This window comes from Psychrobacter sp. M9-54-1, assembly GCF_016613355.1.
In the GTDB taxonomy this organism is placed as follows: domain Bacteria; phylum Pseudomonadota; class Gammaproteobacteria; order Pseudomonadales; family Moraxellaceae; genus Psychrobacter; species Psychrobacter faecalis.
In genome coordinates, this window is record NZ_JADGFW010000013.1 from 172,984 (window position 1) to 195,375 (window position 22,392).

Below are 22,392 nucleotides of genomic sequence, written 5' to 3' on the forward strand. Positions count from 1 at the left end.
TATCCTACTCGCATCTGGTTATTATTCTATCGATTTTGTTTAAAAATGATTATCATGATTCCTTATTCAAAGAATAATCACAATACTCAAAGAATAACCACAATTTTATGCATTATGAAGGGTCAACTTTTATCAGATATCACTGATTTATAGGCTATTTATCCTGATAAGTATCTATTTAGGCAGCGCTTTTATGCGTGAGTATTAACATAGCTGGCAGCGAATATGATAAAATCAGCGCTCATTTCTACTGTGTCAATTTCCGCCGCCGTAATCGTATGAATATCACGTCATTCTATGACGCAAAAAACCGCCATCTATGCGGTTTGTCATACGACTATGCGCAGCGCTCAGCTATTGATGCTGATTCTTTTAACTCATATTTTGCAACTTGCTAATATAAAGAGACTGAGTGGATAATTGTGTTTGATTTACAAGGATTTGGCGCGCTATTACTAAGCGGCGCTACCGTCACTATAAAGCTGGCGCTGACCAGTTTGGTCATAGGTATGGCGTTAGGCCTGCTTGGCGCGACGGCCAAGATGTCCAATGTCTGGCTGCTACGTAAGCTTGCGACGGTCTATACTGCCACGATGCGCGGCATCCCTGAGCTGTTATTGGTGCTGTTTATTTATTACGGCGGCTCGATATTGCTCATGAGTATCCTCAAAAAGTTCGGCTATAACGACTATATCGAGATTAGCGCGTTTTGGGGCGGGGTCATGGCGTTATCAATTGCCTTTGGTGCGTACGCGACCGAAATTTTTCGTATGTCCATTCAAGAGATTCCGGTAGGGCAAAGAGAGGCGGCGCAAGCGATTGGCATGCGACCTTTTCAGACTTTTTATCGTATTACCTTGCCGCAAGTCTGGCAGATTGCACTGCCAGGTCTCGGCAATTTGTTTTTGGTATTGCTCAAAGATACGGCCTTGGTGTCGGTCGTCGGTCTAAAAGATATCATGTATCAATCGTCGCGCGCGGCACAGTCGACACAGCAGCCGTTCACCTTTTATATGGCCGCGGCGATTATTTATTTGGGTCTGACCATGTTGATTACCGGTTTTATGATGTGGCTTGAGTGGCGTGCCAATCCGGCGGCGCGTTATGCTAAAAAGCTCAGCCGTCAAAACCACCATCAAACCACTCAAAGTCAATCGACCATAGGGTAGAGGAGAGATACTATGGATTGGAATTGGCAGGTCATTTTTGACCATATCCCTGATTTAATGGGTGGCGCGGTATTGACCGTTCAGCTCGTTGTTTTCTCGGGTATTATTGGGTTGTTTTTTGGTTTGATTTTGGCATTATTGCGCCTGTCCAAAAATTGGCTGGTGCAAGTTTTGCCATTTTTATATATCTTCTTTTTCCGTGGCACGCCGCTATTGGTACAGATATTTTTGATTTATTACGGGCTTGGGCAGTTCGAAGCGGTACGTAACTCGTTCTTATGGGAGCCGGTACTTAGCCAAGCTTATTGGTGTGCCATCATCGCCTTTACCCTCAATACTAGCGCCTATTTGGCAGAGATTATTCGCGGTGCAATCCAAAATATTCCTGTGGGCGAGCTTGAAGCCGCCGATGCCATTGGCATGTCAAAATGGCAGAAGCTGACGCGTATTACCTTACCGCGCGCTTTTGGTATTGTGATTCCTGCCTACAGTAACGAAGTTATCTTTATGCTAAAGGGAAGCGCGCTGGCATCCACCATTGCGTTGATGGATATCACGGGCGTTGCGCGTACGATTAGTGCGCGTACTTATACCTTGATGGAATTGTTCTTTGCGGCCGGTGTCGTTTATCTGCTGCTGTCGTGGGTGATTTTATTTAGCTTTAGATTGTTTGAAAAACGTATGAATCGTCACGCCAGCTATGTGCCGCCAGACGTGGTTACCAATACCATTCCTTAAAAGTAGGCACGGCAAAATAAAAAAGCTATAGTGTTCATAAATGTCAAAAACATGCCGTAAGGAAATAGTATGAGCTCATCGCCCCATATGTCCATCGCCAACGCTATTATTGGTAATGTGAAAGATACTGCTGGCACCACTGATACCAATAGTGATACCAGCATTGATAATAGCAAATGTCTGCGTACTTCTATCGGTAAAGTCGTCTGTGTCGGGCGCAACTATGCGGCGCATGCAGAGGAGTTGGGCAATGAAGTGCCTAGCGCGCCGATGCTATTTATAAAACCTGCCTCTTCGGTGGTATCTATCCATCAGTGCGTTGAGCGCCCAAACCCTGCCATCTTTGGCGAAACCCACTATGAAGCTGAGCTTTGTATTCAGCTGGCAACAGACTTATCAAAAGCCACGCTTGTAGAGGCGAAACAAGCTATTGGTGGCGTGACATTAGGGCTTGATTTGACCTTGCGTGAGCTACAAACTGAGCTGAAAGAAAAAGGTCATCCTTGGGAGCGCGCTAAGTGCTTTGATGGCGCTTGTGTGCTTGCTGACTGGCTCGATGCAAATGCCTTTGGTGACTTCAGAAACGTCCATTATCAGCTGAATATTAATAACGAACTTAAGCAAGACGGCGATAGTGCCTTGATGCTATTTCCCGTTTATGAGTTATTGGTTAATATCAGTCATGCTTTTAGTTTGCAAGCGGGCGACGTCATTATGACCGGGACGCCAAGCGGCGTTGGCGCTTTACATGCGGGTGATGTATTGACTTTAAAACTAGGCGCTCATCAGTGGCAGACAGAAGTTAAATAAGTTTTTATCACAGCTATCACCTATTAATCTGTAAAGGCATTAATGCTTAACGCTATCAAAAAATCCCAAGTGAACGCTTGGGATTTTTTTGGCTTATCAGTGGTGATAGTCATTTATCCTAAGCTTATCATTAAATAACTATCAAATCGGCATTTGGTTTTCAACGTACTGTCATAAACACTCAGTAGAATTAGGCATAATTCGTATTTTGGTGATTGCAATTACAAGACTGCAATCAACTCTCTCATGCCAATCAAGCCTAACAGCAAGGTGACTGATAATGACATTATTGAATAACAAACAACCGCTTGCCCATGAAGTCGTTGAAGATTCTAATCCGAGCAACAATATTGATTTTCAAACCATTATTAGTCGCCGTTTAAATCGGCGTAGTATCCTAAAAGGTGGCACAGGATTGACAGCGGCGGCGTTTTTTGGAGCGCTACCTTTAGTTGGCTGTAGCGACGATGACGATAGTATTCCTACCAAAAATAATGGCAATGATGCTGCTATCCCTGCACAAGGTGATCTCAAGCGTCCCGAAACTTTGAAGTTTACCGCAGTGGCGCATTCGACTGCCGAAACCATGAGCGTGGCGGCAGGCTATAAGGCTGAGATGATACTGCCTCTAGGCACGCCGCTGATATCTGGCATTGATGATTGGAAAGACAATCGCGAGCAGTCAGCTGAATCCTTCGAATGGCGTATGGGTGATAACCATGATGGCATGTGGTTCTTTGGCAAAAAGGGCACTGCCTATGATGCCAAAGCATCAGAGAATGGACTACTGGTCATGAATCATGAATACGTCAATAGCAGCGAGCTGAGCCCATTTGGTTACCATGTGATCCAAGATAAAAATGCTGCGCCAATCTTCCAAAATCGTCGACTTGCAAGCGACGTACGTCGTGAGGTCAATTGTCATGGGGTAGCAGTGGTTGAGATGAAGCGCCGCGCCGATGGCATGGGCTATGAGATGGTCCCCAATTCAAAATACAATCGCCGTATCACCAGCAGTACAACCACGCAACTAGCGGGTCCTGTTGCAGGCTCTGATTTGGTCAAGACCAAGTTTGACCCAACAGGCTTTCAAACTCGCGGCATCAACAACAATTGCGGCGCAGGCTTATCACCATGGGGTACCTATCTGACCACCGAAGAGAATTTTTTAGGGGTGTTTGCCCGTGGGCAAGATGCCAGTCAGCTGAGCGCAGGACAAAATTATGGTCGCGAGCGCTATGGCGCAACGGAAAATTTCTCTGGCTTTGAATATCTTTGGCACACCCCTGATGCCAAAGATGCCAAGATCGTAGACGAGTTTTCACGCTGGGATATGACTGCTACTAGTGCTAGCGCTACTGACGATTATCGAAATGGTTTTAATACCTTTGGTTATATCACCGAAATTGATCCTTTTGATCAAAGTTCCATGCCCCAAAAGCGCACGGCACTGGGACGTTTTGCTCATGAAAACTGTGCTTATGCTCCCGTTGAACAAGGCAAACCGGTGGTGTTTTATATGGGCGATGATGCTCGCGGTGAATATATTTATAAATTCGTCTCTAAAGCCACATGGTCAAATGCTGATATCGGTGGTGGATTAAAAGCTGGTGACAAGTATTTGAATGAGGGCACGCTCTATGTTGCCATTTTTAATGAAAATGGTCGCGGTGAATGGAAAGCGTTGATTCATGGTCAAAATGGACTGGATGCTTCGAACAGCGAGCTGCCTTTTCATGGACAAGATGAAGTATTGGTCTTTGCTCGCGCGGCAGCAGATGCAGTCGGTGCAACCAAAATGGATCGACCAGAATGGGTATCGGTCAGCCCGATAACGGGTGAAGTGTATGTGACTTTGACCAATAATAAATATCGTGGTGTACGAGATGATCAGCCAGTGTCGGCGTCCAATCCGCGCAGCTATAATACTGGCGGCAAAGCGCGTGGCAATGACAACGGCCATATCATTCGCTGGGCAGAAGCGGGCGGTGATCATGCGGCAACCAGTTTTGACTGGGACATTTATTTATTTGCTGCACCGAATGATTTAGTAGCAGAAAATTTATCGCAATTAAATGACAGTAATGATTTTTCTTCTCCCGATGGCTTATACTTCGATCCACGCGGCGTTTTATGGATTCAAACAGACGACGGCGCTTATACCGATACTAGCAGCTGTATGTTACTGGCAGCGCTACCGGGTAATGTAAGCGATGGCGCCATTCAAACCACGTCAGTAGGGCAACAAACCCGAGTCGGTATGCCTGCCAGCAATGATAACATCAAACGATTTTTTGTCGGTCCGGAGGGATGTGAAGTCACAGGTATCACGATGACGCCAGACTTTAAAACCTTGTTTATTAATATTCAGCATCCGGGTAATACATGGGGAGCAGTGGCTGGCGGTAGTACCCCGCGCTCAGCGACAGTTATGATTACACGCGAAGATGGTGACGTCATACTGGCAGAATCCTTTGTCTAGTTAACTATTTGCATGAGTAATGATACGTCTGAACAAACATAAAAATCCTAAGTCATGGCTTTAGGATTTTTGTGTTGTAGGCGATAGCTACTAATGGGTAAGTTTCGATATTTTATAGTTCCCTGTTTTTTTAACCATAAAAATACCTGATAGTTAAATCATTTTCTTCTGTTTATGGCATTTACAGGCTAGTATGGCAATTACCCTTAATCGCTTGCTGTAGCAACACTATGCCCAATCCAAGACCTATAGAAACCATACACGATTTATTTGCGACCACTCGGCGTCCCTCTGATGGTGAATTGAGCGCAAAAGCAGACTTTCAAGACGATGTCTATGAAGCGCTAGCAGAACTTGACTATATTTATGTCGATGAGCTGATCGCCAAAAATGTCGATAACAGTGTGATAAAACCGCATCAACCAATCTCTTTGGTGGATTTTTTTGAAGGCTTGGCGCAGCTTGCTACTATGGGTGTCGTGGAAGTAACGGATATTGTCGAAGCTATCCACCGTGAGATTTTGCTGCGTCCTTTGGGGCGGTTTAATAATGGTAATCTTGAGCACTGGCAGCGCGGTATCACCGGGCGCATTTATGGTACGGTGCGTCAAGCGATGCAATTGGTCGGCAACAATATTGCCATAGGGCTACGTTTGTATAACACGGTTTTAAAACCCAAAAAAATACAACCATTGCCCTTAAACCTACGCCGTATGGTCAATATCCTAAATGGCGTGATGGGCGACCACCTTGTCACCCATGACAATCCGTTGGCCGTGTCGATGATGCTATACGATAAAGACAATTATGTGCAAAGTGGCGCACTATCGGGGCGAGTAATTGTTTTGTGTCATGGGCTTTGTTTGAGTCATTTAAGCTGGCAAGTTGCGGGCGAAAATAATCTCGGTGCTATGCTGACCCACAAGTTGCCAGACAGTACAGTTTTATATTTGAACTATAATACCGGTCGGCGTATCTCCAGTAATGGGCGTAGCTTTGCTAAAGTCTTGCAAGATTTGGTCGAAAGCAATCCAGACATTACCCAGCTTGATTTAATCGGCCATAGTATGGGCGGCCTGCTGAGCCGTAGCGCGCTGTTTTATGGTAAAGAGCAGGGATTCAGCTGGGTTGAGCGTGTGGGTAATTTGGTGACTTTAGGTACACCGCATCATGGCGCAAGTTTGGAGCAGATTGGCAATTTTGTGCAATATAAAATCGCTAAGCTGCCTTTTGCTGGGTCATTGGCGAAACTGGGCGACTTACGTAGCGCTGGTATTATCGATTTGCGTTATGGCAGTATTCGCGATGCCGATTGGAAATCTTTAGAGGAGCGCAGCGTGCTACCGGCAGAGTTTCGTCATCCGACGCGCCTACCGCTGCACGTCAATACTTATCTGGTCGCAGCGGCGTTGATTGAAACCCATTATGAAAATAAAACCACCAGCTTATTGGGTGATGGGCTGGTGTCAGTAGAGTCGGCGCTTGGCGAATATACCGAAGAGCACACATTGAGCGTACCTGAAGGTCATAAGGCGATATTTTATGGCGTCAATCATATGAATTTAACTTATAACGATCGGGTGCTTGCGCAAGTGATTTCTTGGTTATCAGCCAATAGATTAGGCGACGCGCATGACGCCAAATATGGGCTTGATAGCCGTATCTATTCTTATCCGATAGATTACGAGGTCGAGATTTAAGGTGTTAACACTATGAATGTTATTATCAATAAAATTATAAAAACGAAAAACCCTCAAGCATCATACTTGAGGGTTTTTAATTAACAGAAGTAAAATTAAAGATTACTCAGCGAAAATAGCCGCTACATCGTCTTTATCAAATTTGTAGACTGCACCGCAAAATCCGCAGTCCATCTCAAACGTACCGCCTTGTTCGTCCACGATATCTAACGCTTCGGTTTCGCCGATTTGCTCGATGGCCATCTCACACTTCTCGCGTGAGCAGGTGCAGCCAAACGATAACGCTACAGGCTCAGGGGCAACGACTTTTTCTTCATTATATAAACGGTACAGGATTTCATTGGCATCAAGCGTGGTCAGCTCTTCTGCTTTTAGCGTGCGCGTGAGCACACTTAAGCGTGTCCACAAGTCATCATCGATACCAGCATCTTGGTTTTGCTCGACTTCATAGGTTTCGGCTGCGGTACGAGGTAGCATTTGCACCAAGATACCACCGGCTTGCAAACCATCGGATGCCAGATTGATCAGCGTTGGAATCTGCGCCGATTGTTTTTGATAATGCGCTAAGCAATCCGCTAAGTTGTCATGGCTACGCTCAACGATACCTTGATACGGCTCGCCGCCATCAGGCTGGATATTGATAAACAACACGCCTTGACCAGCAGCGCCGAGCTCAGCAAAGGCGTCTTTTGCATGGATCATATTTTCCCACGCTTGCACTTGCTCGTCGGTGTCGCTTTTCCAGCTGGCAAGGGCGCGAATGATACCGTCTTGGTCGCACTCTGCCATCGCCCAATTGAGCAAACTGTCGCTATCTGATGATTGCAATTGAATCGATAAGCGACCATTAATTTTAACGGTACTGATCAACAAGCTTGCCGCCGTCAGCATCTCACCTAATAAGCGCTTAATGGCTTCAGGATAAGCTTTTTGGGCAATTGTCGTCGCATAGCTGCGCGATAGGCGCACCACATCGCCGCGCACCGGTGAGTCTTCGATAAAAAAGCGTTGGCGTACGTCATTATCGCGGTGGCTGCTCGCTTGTTGATTAATATTTGGGACTTGAGTATCTTGGGTCATAGGTCATAACTAGTATTAAGAAGTTGTTAACTTTATGGGGATTAATGGTTATTTATCAATCATAGCGGTTTAGTTATTGGCGTAATTTAAATGATTGTTAAACGAAATCTGTAAAATATCAGTCGCATTAAAAAAAGTTTACCCGCATCGTGCAAATTGTTGTACAGTAACATTAAGTTGCATAGTGATAACTTAAAGCAACAGCATGGATGCATGACGGAAAAGTCAACCAAGGGCTTATATAAAGTCAAATAATGGCGCAAATACCGTCAAAGTCCCCCCTAGTTTGTATAAATGTGATAAAAGGATGTATCTCATGACCTACTTAATCTCAAAACCTCTAACGTTGGTTGCCTTTATGGCACTTGGCCTAGCAGGCTGCAATAATAGCAATCAAACCAACACCGAAGCGCCGCCAGCAGATGGCACAGCGACAACGACAGAAGCGGCAGAAAATACCAACGGTACGCTACAAAAGATCAAAGAATCGGGCACTATCGTGGTCGGTCACCGAGACTCTTCTATTCCCTTTTCTTACATCGCTGACGATCCAAACCAGCCGATTGGCTATGCGCACGATTTAGAAATGAAAGTGGTCGATGCGGTAAAAGAAAAGCTTAATATGCCGGATTTAAAAATTCGTTATAACTTGATTACTTCGCAAACGCGTATTCCGCTAGTGCAAAACGGCACGGTTGATTTTGAATGTGGCTCAACCACCAATAACGAAGAGCGCCAAAAACAAGTGGCCTTCTCAAACGGTTTCTTTGAAATTGGCACGCGTTTATTGACCAAAAAAGACTCTGGTATTCAAGATTTTGAAGACCTAAAAGGTAAAACTTTGGTCACGACTGCTGGTACGACCTCAGAGCGTTATATTCGTGAATACAATGATAAAAATAAAATGGACATCAATGTCATCTCGGCAAAAGACCATGGCGAAGCTTTCCTTATGCTAGAAAACGGCCGTGCCGATGCCTTTATGATGGACGATGTACTACTTGCCGGTGAAAAAGCCAAAGCCAAAAACCCAGATGAATGGGTGATTGTTGGTACGCCGCAATCGTTTGAGATTTATGGTTGTATGATGCGTAAAGACGATCCTGAATTTAAAGCGGTGGTCGATGAAGCGCTTGCCAATGTCTTTAGCTCAGGCGAGATTAATAGCATTTATGATAAGTGGTTTACCAACCCAATTCCGCCAAAAAACGTCAATCTAAACTTTGAGATGTCAGACAATCTAAAAGCTTTGATTGCCAATCCACACGATAGCGCACAGCCAAAAGAAGCAACCGCTCAGTAATTTTTGTCCCTCAACATAGCTTGCTGACGCGCCCAGACTGCTGTTTATCAGTCTGGGGCGTTGGCTTTTTACTCATGGCTTGGAGAGACCATCATGAATTATAGCTGGAACTGGGGTGTGCTCTTTGAGCAAACCGGTATCGGTAATGAGCTTTACCTGCATTGGATGGTGACCGGTCTTGGCTGGCTGTTATTGATTGGCAGTATCGCTTGGGCAATTGCCATGGTGATTGGTACTATTTTGGGCATCATGCGTACCTTGCCAAATAAGGGCGCGCGTAGTATTGGTACCGCTTATGTGACATTTTTTCGTAATATTCCTCTTCTTGTACAATTATTCTTTTGGTTTTATATCGCCCCCGGTTGGCTGACGCCTGCGCTACAAGAGTGGTGGTATAAAGACTTGTCGCCTAATACCTCAGCCATGCTGTCCGCCAGTATTGGTTTGGGATTATTTACCGCCGCGCGTATCGTTGAGCAGGTGCGTACCGGTATCGAATCCTTACCTGAAGGGCAAATCAATGCCGCTTATGCGCTCGGCTTTACGATTCCGCAAGCGTATAAAGAAGTGCTACTACCGCAGGCATTTCGTGTTATTTTGCCACCGCTAAGCTCGGAGCTCACCAACTGTTTTAAAAACGCGTCGGTAGCGTCGCTTGTCGGGGTGATGGAGCTGATTAGCCAAACCAAAACCATCAGTGAATATACCCAAAACAGCCTCGAGATTTACACTTATGCGACCATTATTTATCTGGTCTTTAATCTATCGCTCATTGCCATTATGGGATTGATTGAGCGTAAATTACGAGTACCTGGGCTGATTGCAGGGAGTCAAAAATGAATATGATGACCGAACTTGCAACGGCGTATCCGGGCTTAATGGGCGGTATGCTGACCACCTTAAAGGTGTTGTTTCTCGCTATCTTAGGCGGTATTAGCTTAGGGACGATATTGGCTTTAATGCGCTTGTCCGGCATCAAAGCGCTAGAAATTCCTGCTAAATTATACGTCAATTACTTTCGTTCTGTGCCATTACTACTGGTATTGCTGTGGTTTTATTTTGCCGTACCGATGATGTATTTTTGGATAGCCGGTAAATATTTACAGCTCGATACTGCGTTTACCTCGTGTGTTGTTGCCTTTATGATGTTTGAAGCGGCGTACTTCTCAGAGGTGGTGCGCGCAGGTATCCAATCTATCGGTAGCGGGCAAGTGAATGCCGCAAAGGCACTTGGCATGACCTATGGGCAAACCATGCGTTTGGTGATTTTGCCGCAAGCTTTTCGCAAGATGTTACCGCTGATTTTGCAGCAATGTATTATTTTATTCCAAGATACAACGCTGGTTTTTGCCATTGGGTTGACGGATTTTTTCCGCGCCGCTTACGTCCGTGGTGAGCTGATGGGCTTACTGACGCCTTACATTTTAGGTGCCGGAGCAGTTTATTTTATTATCAGCTTAAGCGCGTCTATTGGCGTGCAGCAATTGCAAAAACGCTTAAGGTTTTAATTTAAATTTGGCGCAGTATTTTACTATTAAGACTTTCATTTAATAATGATGAAAAAAGTGGTTAGGAGCCAGCGATGAATGAGTCAGGGATAAATGAGCCAGGGATAAACAATGCTGACACCTATATAAATGAATTTGGCGGACTGGTCACCGACAATGGTCATGCGAGCGCTGAGATAGTCATCAAAATGACTGACGTTAGCAAATGGTATGGTGATTTTCAGGTATTAACTGACTGTACCGCGCATGTGCATAAAGGCGATGTCGTTGTCGTTTGCGGTCCATCGGGCAGTGGCAAATCGACCCTCATTAAAACTGTTAATGGGCTTGAGCCGTTTCAAAAGGGCGATATCATGGTCAATGGTATCTCAGTTGGCGCGGCAAAAACCAATTTACCCAAACTGCGTAGTAGCGTCGGCATGGTGTTTCAGCATTTTGAGCTGTTTCCGCATTTGACTATTATCGATAACTTAACGGTCGCGCAAATCAAAGTGCTGGGCCGTAAAGAAGACGACGCTAAGAAAAAAGGCATGGCCTATCTTGACCGTGTGGGCTTAAGTGCTCAAGCGCCAAAATACCCTGCCGAGCTATCAGGCGGACAGCAGCAGCGGGTAGCGATTGCCCGTGCTTTGGCGATGGATCCGGTTGCGATGCTATTTGACGAGCCAACTTCCGCACTTGACCCAGAGATGATTCAAGAAGTGCTCGATGTGATGGTCGAGTTGACCCGCGATGGCATGACCATGATGTGCGTGACCCATGAAATGGGCTTTGCCAGTCAGGTGGCCAATCGGATTATTTTTATGGATGAAGGGCATATTGTCGAAAACTGTAGTAAGGATGAGTTTTTTGAAGGCGCAAAAAGTGAGCGCGCGCAGCTGTTTTTATCAAAAATTCTCAATCATTGAAATTCAGTACGGTGTTTTAAGTATCTATCAAAGCGTCTTTAATAAAGGCGCTTTTTTATGTCTTTTACTTTTTGTTCATTACTCTCAGCTTACAAGTGTTCCCTGTTTGCTGCTACAATAGACGCCATCAGTTTTTAATCCTATTCCAAATTCATAACAAATAATAAATAGTGTTTCGGAGTCATTATGAGTGTAGAAAACCAATCAGCAGGTATTGTGATTATTGGCGCAGGCTTAGCAGGCTGGCACGTGATTGATGCCATTCGCGCAAAAGATAAAAACATTCCCATCACCTTAATCACAGCTGATAATGGCGACCGTTATCATAAACCCATGCTAACCATGGCAATTAGCCAGCAGAAAAACGCCGCGGATTTGGTACGGGCGACCGGTAGCGATGCGGCAAAGGCGGCAAATATCAATTTGCTTGCCAATACGCAAGTGACCGATATCGACCCTGCTAGCCAAACGGTACAGCTTATCTCAGCACTGCGCTCGGACCCCGTGTATACCAATTACGCCACTATTAGCTATGACAAACTGGTGCTGGCAATGGGCGCCCATCCTATTTTTCCAAAAAGTCTGCCTGAAGATTTGGTTTGGCATGTCAATCATATCGAGCGTTTTGGGCAGCTGCAAGAAAAGCTGGCAGCGGGCAGTCAGCGTGTTGCTATCGTTGGCGCTGGTATGGTCGGGACGGAGATTGCTGAGGATTTATTAAAAGCGGGTCATGAAGTGACGTTGATTGACTTAAATGACGCGCCGCTCTCGCAAATGCTACCGGCACAAGCGACCGCGCGTATTGCTAAAGCAATAAAATCGCAAGGGATTCACTTTTTAGGCGGTTATCAAGTATCCAATGTCACGCGTCATGATGATGGCACATTGCAAGTCAGCTATGCACCAGTTGCCGCTACCGACAGCGATGCGGCGCAGCAGCCAGAGCCATTAATCGTTGATCATGTGATTGCTAGTACGGGCTTGACGGTCGATGATAAATTACCAACTGCTGCTGGGGTTGAGTTCAATCGCCGCACTGGTATCGTGGTCGATGCCACCACGTTACGTACGCATGCGTCCAATGTGTATGCGATTGGCGATTGTATGTCGATCAACGGCGTTGCCTGTCGTTATGTAGCGCCGTTACGTGCGCAGGCAGCGACGATTGCTGATGATATTTTGGGTCACGAGCACAGCGGTTACGATCATAAGCCGCCGATGATTCGCTTAAAAAATAAAGCCATTTCGGTGATGGTCACTGGCGTACCGCAGGCTGCTGGTAATTGGCAAGTGACTACTGAAACGGATGACGAGCTGGTTATGGACTTGCTTGATGATAACCATGCCATCACTGCGACGGTAACGATTAAAGCACCGCCAATGGTAAAATCTTAATCAACGCTTAACCATTGCAAGTTTAACTTTTAGCTTTAAATTCTAGTCTTAATGCTTATTAAAAGCCAGCTGTGTAGCAATACATAACTGGCTTTTTTGCATATAATAACCGCGTGATTTTATGCTATCTTTTACTGGGTAATGCTTTTTATTAATTAATTTAAATGATACATAATGTATTACTATGATTGACAGCCTTCGATTTAAGGCGGTATAGTAGCTCATGCTTGTTAAGACCTGTTCAAGGAAAAAAGAATAGGAACAAGCGAAAAATTAGCACCATTCAGGCGTGCTGTAAAAAGTAAAACGAAAGGACTCGTTATGACTCAAGTTTCTGACTTCGATAGCATTCTAAATAATATTCCCACCGTAAATATGGGTGCGCGCTCGGCAAATGCACCGCTTACTCAAAGCTATGACAAAGGCCCTGATGTACCGCTGATTGAAGCGACCATCGGCGACTTCTTTGATGCGATTGTTTCTAAATATCCGGAGCGTGAAGCACTGGTCGTCCGCCATCAAAATATCCGCTGGACATATCAACAGCTGCAACAACAGGTTAATCAGCTGGCAAGTAGTATGATTGAGATGGGACTTGAGATTGGCGATCGTATCGGTATCTGGTCGCACAACAATGCCGAATGGCTGCTCATGCAATTAGCGACCGCAAAAGTCGGCGTTATCCTCGTTAACATCAACCCTGCCTACCGTACCTTTGAGCTGCAATATGCGTTAAATAAACTTGGCTGCTCAGCCTTGGTGTTGATGCGCCATTTTAAAAGCAGTGATTATGCGCAGCTGATTCGTGAGCTATGTCCTGAGATTTATCATAAAGATTATACCCAGCTGGATTTGGTTGAGATTCCAACCATTGAGCGCATCATTTGGATTGATGAGCCAGACTCTGATGAAGAGTTTAACTTTATGCAGAAGTTTTCGGCATGGATGGCGGAAGGCGATGCCAATGATCCACGCGTCGCCGAGCGCCAAGCCCAGCTTAAAAACACCGACGCGATTAATGTGCAATTTACCAGCGGCACAACAGGTACACCAAAAGGTGCGACCTTAAGCCACCGTAATATTTTAAATAACGGCTATTTTATCGGTGAGGCCATGAATCTCACTGAGGAAGATAGACTGTGTATTCCTGTGCCTTTATATCATTGCTTTGGTATGGTGCTTGGAAACTTAGCGATATTAACGCATGGCGGTTGTATCGTTTATCCGAATGATGGTTTTGAGCCATTGTCAGTCTTGCAAGCGGTTGAAGAAGAGAAATGTACTGCTTTGCATGGCGTACCGACGATGTTTATCGCTGAGCTTGATCATCCTGAATTTGATAAATTTGATTTGTCGACCTTGCGGACTGGCATCATGGCCGGCTCTAGCTGTCCGATTGAAGTCATGCGCCGCGTCATTGATAAGATGCATATGAAAGAGGTCACCATTGCTTACGGCATGACCGAGACCAGTCCGGTTTCTTGCCAGACCAATGAGCATACGCCGCTTGAGAAGCAAGTATCGACGGTTGGGCTTGTGCAGCCTGCGCTTGAGGTCAAAGTCGTCGATACTGAAACGGGCGAGATTGTACCTTTAGGGAAAACCGGCGAGCTTTTGACGCGTGGTTATTCGGTGATGAAAGGCTATTGGGGCAGCCGCTTTAAAACCCGTGAAGCGATACAAGACGGCTGGATGCATACCGGTGATTTGGCGACGATGGATGAAGACGGCTATGTCAAAATCGTTGGGCGTAGTAAAGATATGGTCATTCGCGGCGGTGAAAATATTTACCCAGTTGAGATCGAAAACTATCTGTATCGCCATCCGAAAATTCGTGACGTCCAAGTTGTCGGTATCCCAGATAAGCGTTATGGAGAAGTGCTTGCCGCTTTGATCATATCAAAAGAGCCGGGCTGCTTAACCGAAGATGAAGTGCGCCAATTCTGTAGCGAGCATATCGCCCATTATAAAGTGCCGACTTATTATCGCTTTGTTGAAGAGTACCCGATGACCATCACCGGTAAAATCCAAAAGTATAAAATTATCGAGCAGATGAAGGCAGAGCTGGGTTTAGAGTAGTCACGAAAATACGTTAAGATTTTAAGAAGTTATTGAATAATAAACACAAGTATAAAAAGGGATGTCATGAGCGCTATCATAACCAGTAAACTGAGTCCGAACGCTGCCGATTTTCAGCAAAACCGTGCCGCCATGCAAGAAATAGTCGATGACTTATATGTGCACCTGCGTAAAGTCGCTCAAGGTGGTTCAGAGCGCGCGCGTGCCAAGCATTTAGCGCGTGGCAAGCTGCTACCTCGTGAGCGTGTTGAGCGCCTGCTCGATGTCGGTACGCCATTTTTAGAAGTCGCACCAATGGCAGCGCATGATATGTATGGCGAAGAGATTCCAGCGGCGGGCGTGATTGCCGGTATCGGCCGTATCAACGGCACTGAGTGTATGATCGTCTGTAATGATGCCACCGTAAAAGGCGGCACTTACTATCCGATGACGGTCAAAAAGCATTTACGTGCACAAGAAATCGCCCAAGAAAATAACTTACCTTGCGTGTATTTGGTCGATTCAGGCGGTGCAAACTTACCCAATCAAGACGAAGTATTCCCTGATAAAGATGACTTTGGCCGTATCTTTTTTAACCAAGCCAACCTGAGTGCGGCCGGTATTCCGCAAATCGCTGTGGTTATGGGTAGTTGTACCGCAGGCGGTGCTTATGTGCCCGCGATGAGTGACGAATCTATCATTGTCAAAGAGCAAGGGACTATCTTTTTGGGCGGTCCGCCACTCGTTAAAGCGGCAACGGGTGAAGAGGTCACCGCTGAAGACTTAGGCGGCGGCGATGTGCATACGCGTCTGTCAGGGGTGGTCGATCATCTGGCGCAAAATGATACCCATGCGCTATCGATAGCGCGTAATATCGTTAGCCACTTAAACCGTCCTGCTAAGCAAATCCCCAATCAAATCAAACCGCGTCCACCACGCTATGATGCCAAAGAGTTATACGGCATCATTCCAACTGATAAGCGCAAACCTTTTGATATTAAAGAAATCATCGCTCGTATTGTCGATGATAGCGAGTTTGATGAATTTAAAGCGCGTTTTGGCACCACGTTGGTTTGCGGTTTTGCCCATATCGAAGGTATACCAGTAGGTATTATCGCCAATAATGGAATTCTTTTTAGTGAGTCAGCGCAAAAAGGCACACACTTCATCGAGCTGTGCTGTAAACGTAAAATTCCGTTGGTATTTTTGCAAAATATCACTGGCTTTATGGTCGGTCGTAAATACGAAAACGAAGGTATTGCCCGTCATGGCGCCAAAATGGTCATGGCGGTTGCCAACGCGAAAGTACCAAAATTTACCGTCATCGTTGGTGGCTCATTTGGTGCTGGTAACTACGGCATGTGTGGCCGCGCTTATAGTCCACGCTTTCTATGGATGTGGCCAAATGCGCGTATCTCGGTCATGGGCGGCGAGCAAGCAGCCTCGGTACTGGCAACCGTCAAGCGTGATAATTTTGACCGTAAAGGTGAAGAGTGGAGTAGCGAGGACGAAGCAGTATTTAAAGCGCCGATTCTTGAGATGTACGAAGAGCAAGGTCACCCTTACTATGCGACTGCACGTCTTTGGGATGATGGGGTGATTGACCCCGCCGATACGCGTAACGTATTGGCGCTTGGACTTAGCGCTGCCTATAACGCACCGATTGAAGAGACAACATTTGGGGTCTTTAGAATGTAGCATTAAATGGAACATGGGCAAGCATTTCACGTATATAAAAATAGAGAAGGTTATGCAAAAAAATCTGAATAATTATAAAAGCTTATTGGTCGATGTTGAACAGCATATCGCGACGGTAACGTTAAACCGTCCTGAAATACGTAACGCCTTTAACGATGAAATGATTGCCGAGCTGACTGAGGTTTTCACCACGCTTGGCGCTGATGATAATGTGCGTGTCATCGTTTTAGCAGCTGCGGGTAAAGCGTTTTGCGCTGGTGCTGATTTGAACTGGATGCGGGCGATGGCAGATTATAGCTATGAAGAAAATCTAGCCGATGCCGATAAACTGGCGCAAATGCTCAAAACTATCTATAAATGTCCAAAGCCAACGGTGGCTGCGATTCAAGGCGATGTCTATGCAGGTGGTATGGGTCTAGTGGCTGTTTGCGATGTGGCCATTGCCGTGAAGATTGCCAATTTTTGCTTAAGCGAAGTACGTCTGGGATTAGCCCCTGCCACCATTAGTCCGTATGTCGTAAGAGCATTAGGGACTAGAGCGTCGCATCGCTACTTTTTAAGTGCGGAAGTCTTTGATGCCAAAAAGGCACGGCAGCTTGGCTTTATCCATGAGCGCGTTAGTGAAGAGTCGCTTAACGACACAGTCGCAGCCTTATGCGCCAAGATGGTTAATAATAGCCCCAATGCGGTCAAGACTTGCAAGCGTTTATTGCACGAAGTCGCAGGTGCACCGATTACCGATGAGCTGATTGCTGATACGGTAAAAGGTATCGCTGATATTCGCTCCTCAGCGCAAGGAAAGGAAGGCGTGCAAGCATTTTTGCAAAAGCGTAAACCTGATTGGTTAACGACAGACTAGTAGCAAAAAATGATAGTCAAACCGATAAATAAAAACGATAAGTTACAGGGATAGTTATGTTTTCTAAAATTCTAATCGCCAACCGTGGTGAAATTGCTTGCCGTGTTGCTGCGACTGCTAAGCGTTTGGGTGTTCGTACCGTCGCTGTTTATTCTGATGCCGACCGCGGCGCCAAGCACGTTGCTGTCTGTGATGAAGCGGTTTATTTAGGTGGTTCTGCACCAAAAGACAGCTATCTTAAAGGTGATGCGATTATTGCGATTGCCCTCGATGTTGGTGCAGAAGCAATCCATCCAGGCTATGGTTTTTTAAGTGAAAATGCCGACTTTGCGCAGGCCTGTCAGGACGCAGGTTTGATGTTTATTGGACCATCTGCCGACGCGATTCGGGCGATGGGCGGCAAGTCTGAGTCCAAGCGTTTGATGGAAGCGGCTGGCGTGCCATTAATACCGGGTTATCATGGTGACAATCAAGATGCCCAGTTTTTACAACAGCAAGCAGACAGTATCGGTTATCCCGTCTTAATTAAAGCCAGCGCAGGCGGCGGCGGTAAAGGCATGCGTATTGTAGAAAATAGCAGCGATTTTATTGACTTACTAGACTCCTGTCGCCGTGAAGCGATTACCAGTTTTGGTAATGATCAAGTGTTGATCGAAAAATACGCGCTAAAACCTCGCCATATCGAAATCCAAGTATTCGGCGATATGCATGGTAATTATGTGCATTTGTTTGAGCGAGATTGCTCGGTACAGCGCCGCCACCAAAAGGTATTAGAGGAAGCGCCAGCACCCGGTGTTGACGCTGCCATGCGTGAAGCGATGGGAACAGCGGCAATCGAAGCGGCGCGTGCGGTCAATTATTTTGGTGCAGGTACGGTTGAATTTATCGTTGAGCAGCGCGAAGGGGCGATGAATTTCTATTTTATGGAGATGAATACCCGCCTGCAAGTGGAGCATCCAGTTAGTGAAGCGATTTCGGGTGTCGATTTGGTTGAATGGCAACTATTGGTCGCAGCAGGTAAGCCGCTACCGAAAAAGCAAAACGAGCTGGTGATTAATGGGCATGCGATTGAAGCGCGTATCTGCGCTGAAAATCCTGACAATGGCTTTTTGCCAGCGACGGGTACTTTATTTACCTATCAAAAGCCTGAGCACAGTACCTTTAATATTACCGATGTACGTATCGACGATGGCGTGCGCGAAGGCGATGTGATTAGCCCGTTTTACGATTCGATGATTGCGAAGCTTATCGTCCATGCGCCGACTCGCGAGCAAGCGTTGGCGAAACTCGACCGCGCACTCGCTCAAACGCGTATCGTTGGTTTGCCAAATAACGTGGCATTTTTGCGCTATATCCTTAATACTGAGTCGTTTAGCCAAGCCAATCTTGATACGGCGCTTATCGAGCGTGAGGCGGACGAGCTGTTTAATCAGCATCCGCTTGATTTATCGACGCTGGTCGTGACTGCCATTACGCAGCAGCTTGCTAGTGAAGGCGCAGCACAAGGGTCAGACATCGATCCATTTAGTAAGCGGACTGGTTTCCGTGCTTATAGTGATTATACGCGCTCGTTTGGCTTGGTTTATGATGAGCAGGCGTACCAAGCACGTATTAGCAACTGGCACAATGCAAATAGTGCGGAAAGTAAAAAAGGGGCTGAAAATAGCAGCAGCTTTACCCTAGTGATTGAAAAAGAAATCGCAAGTAACGAAGAAAAAACCAATGCCAATGTCGCCGCCCAGACAGAAAAAGTCTATGAAAGTGAAATTAGCTATGACAGTACTGACGCGCATAATCATACGTTATGGCTAGATGGCGTACGTATTAGCGCGCAGAGCTGGACAGATAATGAAACCGTTTATGTATTCACCGATAGCGGTCGTGATGAGATTACGCTTATTGATATCATGGCACATGTCGGTGAAGAGTCTGCGGCGGTCGGTAGCTTAAAATCACCAATGCCAGGACAGGTCGTCGCCTTTAAAGTCGCTGTTGGCGATAGTGTGAAAAAAGGCGAGCCACTTGCCGTTATCGAAGCGATGAAAATCGAACATACCATTACCGCACCGACTGATGGGTTGGTGGCAGAATTATTATTTGCCGCGGGTGATTTGGTTACCGATGGCGACGAGCTACTGCGTATCGATACTGAAGCTAGCGAAGCTTAAGAACTGAAGTATAAGAACAATGAAAGGATAATAACCATGAGCCATTCGTACCCAGACCACGTCAGAATCGTTGATGTTAGTCCACGTGATGGCCTGCAAAATGAGTCCATGACGGTACCGACTGCAGTTAAGCAAACGCTGATCGATGATTTAATTGCTGCTGGTGTCAAAAAGCTCGAGGCGACCAGTTTTGTTTCGCCAAAATGGGTGCCGCAAATGGGTGATAATAGCGCGCTACTTGACGCGCTAGCGCCTACACGTCAGACGGAGGTGTGCTACTCAGTCCTAGTGCCCAATATGCGTGGCTTTGAAAATGCTATTGTCCATCGTCCTGATGAAATCGTCATTTTCGGTTCAGCCAGTGAAACCTTTAGCCAAAAAAACATCAATTGCAGTATTGACGAAAGCATTGAGCGTTTTGCGCCCGTTGCCGCTGCGGCAAAAGCGCAGGGCATAAAGGTACGCGGCGTCATCTCTTGCACAGTCGGTTGCCCTTATGAAGGTGAGATTGCTCCTAGCCAAGTGGCGTATGTCACTAAGCGTTTGGTTGAGATTGGCGCTGAGCAGATTGGTATCGCTGATACCATTGGTGTTGGTACGCCATTAAAAGTACAGCGTGCGCTACAAGCTGCATTAGAATATGCCGACATCGCTATGCTATCAGGGCATTTCCATGATACTTATGGTCAAGCCGTCAGTAATACGTTAGCCGCCTTGCAGATGGGCGTCAGTGAATTTGATACCTCCGTCGCTGGGCTTGGCGGTTGTCCGTATGCCAAAGGTGCAACCGGCAATGTCGCCACCGAAGACGTCGTTTATATGCTGCACGGTATGGGCATCCACACGGGCATTGATTTAGATAAATTGGTGGTAGCTGGCGAGCGTATCAGTGAATTCTTGGGTCGGCGCAATGGTTCAAGCGTGGCACGTGCGCTGATTAATAAACGTCAGTCTTAACTAAAAAATAAAGCCAGTCATAAGCTAAATGAACAGAAATAAATGAACAGAAATAAATAAATAGATAGCTGGTATAAATTTTTTGAAGCCTCTGGAGTGACGCAGTCGCACAGCAAGCGATAAAAATTTTTACCAGCTATATGGTCTCTTTTTAAATGGATCTAAATTTTTAAGATTTAAAACTTTTACATACAAGGAATGGTTATGAGTTTACCTGGATTAAATTTTCAGCTTGGCGAAGATATTGATGCATTACGTGATGTGGTGCAGCAGTTTGCGGCAAAAGAAATTGCCCCGCGTGCAAGCGAAATCGACAGCAGCGATGAGTTCCCAATGGATTTATGGCAAAAAATGGGCGAGCTCGGTCTGCATGGTATTACCGTTCCTGAAGAGTACGGCGGATCTGATATGGGTTACGTCGCGCATATGGTGGCGATGGAAGAGATTAGCCGGGCTTCTGCCTCTGTAGCACTGAGCTATGGCGCGCATTCAAACCTGTGTATCAACCAAATCAAACGTAATGGCTCAGAGGAACAAAAGCAAAAATATCTGCCCAAGCTCATCAGTGGTGAATTCATTGGCGCATTAGCGATGAGTGAGCCGGGCGCTGGCTCAGACGTGGTTAGCATGAAACTCAAAGCCGAAGAAAAAGACGGTCATTATGTGCTAAACGGCAGCAAAATGTGGATTACCAATGGTCCTGATGCTGACGTCATGGTGGTTTATGCCAAAACCAGTCCAGAGCTGGGCGCTAAAGGCATGACTGCATTTATCGTTGAAAAAGGTATGGCAGGCTTTGGTACAGCGCAAAAGCTCGATAAGCTTGGCATGCGCGGTAGTCATACTGGTGAGATGACCTTTGATAATGTTGAAGTGCCCAAAGAAAATATCTTGGGCGGCGTTGGTGAAGGCGTCAAAGTGCTGATGAGTGGTCTTGATTATGAGCGCGCGGTATTGGCCGCAGGTCCTATCGGTATCATGCAAGCGGTGATGGACAACGTCGTCCCTTATATCCATGACCGTAAGCAATTTGGACAAGCGATTGGTGAGTTTCAGCTTATCCAAGGTAAAGTCGCCGATATGTATACCATCCTACAGGCGGGGCGTAGCTTCTTATATACGGTCGGTAAAAATCTCGATATGCTCGATCAGCGCGGTGCCGGTCATAGTAGAGAAGTGCGCAAAGATTGTGCCAGTGTGATTTTATGGTGTGCCGAAAAAGCCACGTGGATGGCAGGCGAGGGCATTCAAATCTTTGGCGGTAATGGCTACACCAATGAGTATCCACTCGGCCGTTACTGGCGTGATGCCAAGTTGTATGAGATTGGCGCGGGTACCAGTGAGATTCGCCGGATGCTAATCGGCCGTGAGCTATTTAACGAGACTAAGTAGAGATTATAGAATGTTCTTTATATACTAAACTCTTGCTCATGGGCTAATTTTTTCTTGCTTGCTGTTCGCAGGCGTGATATAGGCTGCAAAAAAATCATCCCATGAGCACCTAACATCGTTTTTAAATCGAATAAACTAGGGTGTGTTGACAATTACCGTAAATGGAT

At 46.0% G+C, this 22,392-nt stretch carries 17 protein-coding genes; 16 read left to right on the forward strand and 1 reads right to left on the reverse strand.

All coding sequences use genetic code 11. The features are described from left to right. Positions 1-422 precede the first annotated feature (422 nt). The 5 genes from IQ457_RS06750 (at position 423) to IQ457_RS06770 (ending at position 6,899) form a co-directional block, all read left to right on the forward strand. On the forward strand, positions 423-1,169 hold the full coding sequence (locus IQ457_RS06750; RefSeq protein ID WP_200662563.1) for an ABC transporter permease subunit: 747 nt from the start codon (positions 423-425) through the stop codon (positions 1,167-1,169). A gap of 12 nt (positions 1,170-1,181) precedes the next feature. Further along, positions 1,182-1,907: an ABC transporter permease gene (locus tag IQ457_RS06755; RefSeq protein WP_193031118.1), complete on the forward strand. Its 726-nt coding sequence runs from the start codon at positions 1,182-1,184 to the stop codon at positions 1,905-1,907. A 180-nt stretch (positions 1,908-2,087) separates the two neighbouring features. Further along, positions 2,088-2,717, forward strand: coding sequence for a fumarylacetoacetate hydrolase family protein (locus IQ457_RS06760; protein WP_446737534.1), 630 nt, complete (start codon positions 2,088-2,090; stop codon positions 2,715-2,717). A 280-nt stretch (positions 2,718-2,997) separates the two neighbouring features. Further along, complete coding sequence (locus IQ457_RS06765) at positions 2,998-5,199, forward strand: PhoX family protein (protein WP_200662565.1); 2,202 nt, start codon at positions 2,998-3,000, stop codon at positions 5,197-5,199. Positions 5,200-5,429: 230 nt separating this feature from the next. Next, positions 5,430-6,899: an esterase/lipase family protein gene (locus IQ457_RS06770; protein WP_068405986.1), complete on the forward strand. Its 1,470-nt coding sequence runs from the start codon at positions 5,430-5,432 to the stop codon at positions 6,897-6,899. A gap of 102 nt (positions 6,900-7,001) precedes the next feature. On the opposite strand, the gene hslO is transcribed toward IQ457_RS06770, so the two are convergent. After that, positions 7,002-7,979, reverse strand: a complete 978-nt coding sequence (gene hslO, locus IQ457_RS06775) for an Hsp33 family molecular chaperone HslO (RefSeq protein ID WP_200662566.1) — start codon at positions 7,977-7,979, stop codon at positions 7,002-7,004. Between the two features lie 316 nt (positions 7,980-8,295). Here hslO and IQ457_RS06780 point away from each other — a divergent pair, with 316 nt between their 5' ends. The 11 genes from IQ457_RS06780 (at position 8,296) to IQ457_RS06830 (ending at position 22,225) form a co-directional block, all read left to right on the forward strand. Continuing rightward, positions 8,296-9,282 (forward strand): glutamate/aspartate ABC transporter substrate-binding protein, encoded by a 987-nt coding sequence (locus tag IQ457_RS06780; protein WP_200662567.1) that lies wholly within the window; start codon positions 8,296-8,298, stop codon positions 9,280-9,282. A gap of 93 nt (positions 9,283-9,375) precedes the next feature. Beyond that, positions 9,376-10,122 (forward strand): amino acid ABC transporter permease, encoded by a 747-nt coding sequence (locus IQ457_RS06785; protein WP_191691478.1) that lies wholly within the window; start codon positions 9,376-9,378, stop codon positions 10,120-10,122. Further along, on the forward strand, positions 10,119-10,790 hold the full coding sequence (locus IQ457_RS06790; protein ID WP_200662568.1) for an ABC transporter permease subunit: 672 nt from the start codon (positions 10,119-10,121) through the stop codon (positions 10,788-10,790). Before IQ457_RS06785 ends, IQ457_RS06790 begins: the two co-directional genes overlap by 4 nt. Positions 10,791-10,978: 188 nt before the next feature. Beyond that, positions 10,979-11,698: an amino acid ABC transporter ATP-binding protein gene (locus IQ457_RS06795; protein ID WP_180952530.1), complete on the forward strand. Its 720-nt coding sequence runs from the start codon at positions 10,979-10,981 to the stop codon at positions 11,696-11,698. Between the two features lie 186 nt (positions 11,699-11,884). After that, complete coding sequence (locus IQ457_RS06800) at positions 11,885-13,093, forward strand: FAD-dependent oxidoreductase (RefSeq protein WP_200662569.1); 1,209 nt, start codon at positions 11,885-11,887, stop codon at positions 13,091-13,093. Between the two features lie 321 nt (positions 13,094-13,414). Further along, the gene (locus IQ457_RS06805; RefSeq protein WP_200662570.1) at positions 13,415-15,172 is read left to right on the forward strand and encodes an AMP-binding protein; all 1,758 of its coding nucleotides are present in this window, start codon (positions 13,415-13,417) and stop codon (positions 15,170-15,172) included. 66 nt (positions 15,173-15,238) lie between these two features. Next, a complete protein-coding gene (locus IQ457_RS06810; protein ID WP_200662571.1) occupies positions 15,239-16,849 on the forward strand; it encodes a carboxyl transferase domain-containing protein in 1,611 nt (536 codons plus the stop codon). A gap of 52 nt (positions 16,850-16,901) precedes the next feature. Then, on the forward strand, positions 16,902-17,708 hold the full coding sequence (locus IQ457_RS06815) for an enoyl-CoA hydratase/isomerase family protein (protein ID WP_200662572.1): 807 nt from the start codon (positions 16,902-16,904) through the stop codon (positions 17,706-17,708). A gap of 56 nt (positions 17,709-17,764) precedes the next feature. Further along, positions 17,765-19,876 carry an acetyl/propionyl/methylcrotonyl-CoA carboxylase subunit alpha gene (locus tag IQ457_RS06820; RefSeq protein ID WP_200662573.1) on the forward strand — a complete coding sequence of 704 codons (2,112 nt, stop codon included), beginning with the start codon at positions 17,765-17,767 and terminating at the stop codon, positions 19,874-19,876. 36 nt (positions 19,877-19,912) lie between these two features. Continuing rightward, positions 19,913-20,833, forward strand: a complete 921-nt coding sequence (locus IQ457_RS06825) for a hydroxymethylglutaryl-CoA lyase (protein ID WP_200662574.1) — start codon at positions 19,913-19,915, stop codon at positions 20,831-20,833. A 204-nt stretch (positions 20,834-21,037) separates the two neighbouring features. Then, positions 21,038-22,225, forward strand: a complete 1,188-nt coding sequence (locus tag IQ457_RS06830) for an isovaleryl-CoA dehydrogenase (protein ID WP_200662575.1) — start codon at positions 21,038-21,040, stop codon at positions 22,223-22,225. Positions 22,226-22,392 lie beyond the last annotated feature (167 nt).